Annotated in this window: 4 protein-coding genes; 3 read left to right on the plus strand and 1 reads right to left on the minus strand. The window is 36.2% G+C overall.

The window, feature by feature from the left end:
- Positions 1-69: 69 nt before the first annotated feature.
- Complete coding sequence (locus V7014_RS20255; RefSeq protein ID WP_335509723.1) at positions 70-177, plus strand: JAB domain-containing protein; 108 nt, start codon at positions 70-72, stop codon at positions 175-177.
- Between the two features lie 112 nt (positions 178-289).
- Here the strand turns inward: V7014_RS20255 and prli42 are convergent, their stop codons facing one another.
- Positions 290-385 (minus strand): stressosome-associated protein Prli42, encoded by a 96-nt coding sequence (gene prli42 / locus V7014_RS20260; RefSeq protein ID WP_335509716.1) that lies wholly within the window; start codon positions 383-385, stop codon positions 290-292.
- 292 nt (positions 386-677) lie between these two features.
- On the opposite strand from prli42, the gene mce reads away from it, so the two are divergent.
- Entirely contained in the window at positions 678-1,097 is a 420-nt protein-coding gene (gene mce / locus V7014_RS20265) for a methylmalonyl-CoA epimerase (protein ID WP_335509719.1), read from the plus strand.
- Positions 1,097-2,647 carry an acyl-CoA carboxylase subunit beta gene (locus V7014_RS20270; protein ID WP_335509721.1) on the plus strand — a complete coding sequence of 517 codons (1,551 nt, stop codon included), beginning with the start codon at positions 1,097-1,099 and terminating at the stop codon, positions 2,645-2,647. The genes mce and V7014_RS20270 overlap by 1 nt, the downstream gene beginning before the upstream one ends.
- The last annotated feature ends 12 nt before the right edge of the window (positions 2,648-2,659 follow it).

Genomic DNA, 2,659 nt, shown 5'->3' on the forward strand with positions numbered 1-2,659 from the left:
AGTTTAAATGCATGAAAAACAAAATCAACTAATTGAACGAATTTTGAGCTATAAAATAACGGGGCTTCAATCATCATGGCTCACAATCATCTTTCTTATGATACACAGCCAAGTAAAGAAGATATAGGTGTAACTAAAAGGGTTGCAGGAGCAGGAAGAATACTGGGTATTGAATAAGTAAGAAAAAGAGTACCTGAATGATCAGGTACTTTTTTGTTATAGAAGCAAGAAACCTGCAAACCATACATTGTTGAATGGTTTGCAGGTTTTATTAATAATTACACTTAGATTAGAAAAGGAATGCAACTCCTGCAAGGACAGTAGATAGTAACATCATAATAATCATCATATATACAGCGATTTTTTGGATTTTTTTTCCCTTCATTTAGACCTTCCTTTATGAGTTAATTACTTAGATTTATTCTACCTTCTCTACAAAAACAAAACAAGTCTTTGAAATAGTTTACAGTCGAATTTTTAATAAAGTGAATAATGCATATTATTTTAATATTTTAATTTATTGTATTATAATAGTTTGGGAGAGTTGTTTATTGTTTTATAATAGTGGAGTGTAATTATTTAATTGTTAAAATATAGATAAAAGAGAAGGGAAATTGCGAATTTTGTAGAATTATATATTGTTTGCAATTAATCAGGGGGAAAATGGGGGAAGGTCAATGATAGAGAAAATCGACCATATTGGTATCGCGGTAAAGTCAATCGATCAGTCTTTAGAATACTATCGTGATGTTCTAGGTATGAATTTAGAAGGATGCGAAACAGTAGAGAGTCAAGGAGTTACTGTAGCCTTTCTAAATGCTGGTAATACAAGATTAGAGTTACTTGAACCATTATCTGAAGACAGCCCAGTTGCAAAGTTTATTAGTAAACGTGGGGAAGGCATTCACCATCTTGCTCTTGGTGTGAAAGACATTCAAGGACGTATTGATGAAGTGAAAGCTAAAGGAATTAAAATGATAAATGATGAACCAAAGAATGGGGCACATAATGCAAAAGTAGCATTCCTCCATCCTAAATCAACAGGCGGGGTATTATTTGAGTTTTGCGAACGAGACGGACAAGGGGAGGAACACTGATGATTGATATTTACGATAAAATTAATGATTTATATGATAGAAAGCGTGAAGTAGAACTTGGTGGCGGGGATTTAAAAATCGAAAAGCAACATGAAAAAGGCAAGTTAACTGCTAGGGAAAGAATTGATTTGCTTATTGACCCAGGTACATTTGTTGAAATTGGGCCATTTATCGAACATCGTTGCGTTGACTTCGGTCTTGATGAAGTAGATGGACCAGGAGATGGAGTTGTAACTGGATATGGGAAAGTAAACGGTCGTGACATCTATTTATTCTCACAAGATTTCACTGTGTTTGGCGGAGCACTTGGAGAAATGCACGCGAAGAAAATTGCGAATGTTATGGATTTAGCTGCGAAGAATGGGGCGCCATTTATTGGATTAAATGATTCAGGTGGTGCTCGTATTCAAGAAGGTGTATTATCACTGGATGGATACGGTCATATCTTCTATCGTAACTCGATTTATTCTGGTGTTATTCCGCAAATCTCTGTAATCATGGGACCGTGTGCTGGTGGTGCTGTATATTCTCCTGCAATCACTGACTTTGTATTCATGGTTGAGAAAACGAGCCAAATGTTTATTACTGGGCCAAAGGTAATTGAAACAGTTACAGGTGAGAAAATCAGCTCTGAAGGCTTAGGTGGTGCGAAAGTACACAACAGCATTAGTGGTGCTGCTCATTTTAAAGCTCCTTCTGAAGAAGAAGTACTACAAAATGTACGTGCATTATTAAGCTATTTACCACAGAATAATACAGAGAAACCGCTTGTGGAATCTTATAACGAAGAAGACGATTATCGTCCAGAATTAACTGATGTTGTTCCTATTGAAGGTACAAGACCGTACGATGTTCGAAAAGTAGTTGAACAAGTAGTGGATGACGGAAGTTTCATGGAAGTTCATAAAGACTTCGCTCGTAACGTAGTTGTTGGTTTTGCTAGAGTGAAAGGACAATCTGTTGGTTTAATTTGTAACCAACCGAAGTTCCTTGCTGGTGGTTTAGATATTGATTCATCTGATAAAGCAGCACGTTTTATTCGTTTCTGTGACTCTTTCAATATTCCTCTGATTACATTTGAGGATGTGACAGGATTCTTCCCTGGAGTTAAGCAAGAGCATGGTGGAATTATACGTCATGGTGCTAAAATTCTTTATGCTTATTCTGAAGCAACAGTTCCTAAATTAACTGTCATTCTTCGTAAAGCATATGGCGGTGCGTATGTTGCACTAAATAGTAAATCAATTGGTGCTGACATTGTCTTCGCTTGGCCAAATGCGGAGATTGCGGTAATGGGTTCAGAAGGCGCAGCGAACATTATTTTCGCTCGTGAAATTCAGAATAGTGAAAATCCAGAAGAAACAAGAGCGAAAAAAATCGAAGAGTATCGTCAAAAATTCGCAAATCCATATGTTGCAGCTAGTCAAGGTATGGTTGATGATGTTATCGATCCTCGTGAGACAAGAATAAAAATTATTCAAGCTCTTGATATGTTACGTAACAAAAAAGAAACAAGACCATATAAAAAACATGGAAATATTCCATTATAAACGAACAAAACC

Source organism: Bacillus sp. JJ722 (assembly GCF_036963345.1).
In the GTDB taxonomy this organism is placed as follows: Bacteria; Bacillota; Bacilli; order Bacillales; family DSM-1321; genus Bacillus_AD.

What these genes read in the sequence shown, in the direction of transcription:
- mce (WP_335509719.1), top strand. Translation starts at nt 678, where the DNA reads ATGATAGAGAAAATCGACCATATTGGTATCGCGGTAAAGTCAATCGAT.
- V7014_RS20270 (WP_335509721.1), top strand. Translation starts at nt 1,097, where the DNA reads ATGATTGATATTTACGATAAAATTAATGATTTATATGATAGAAAGCGT.
- prli42 (WP_335509716.1), bottom strand. Translation starts at nt 385, where the DNA reads ATGAAGGGAAAAAAAATCCAAAAAATCGCTGTATATATGATGATTATT.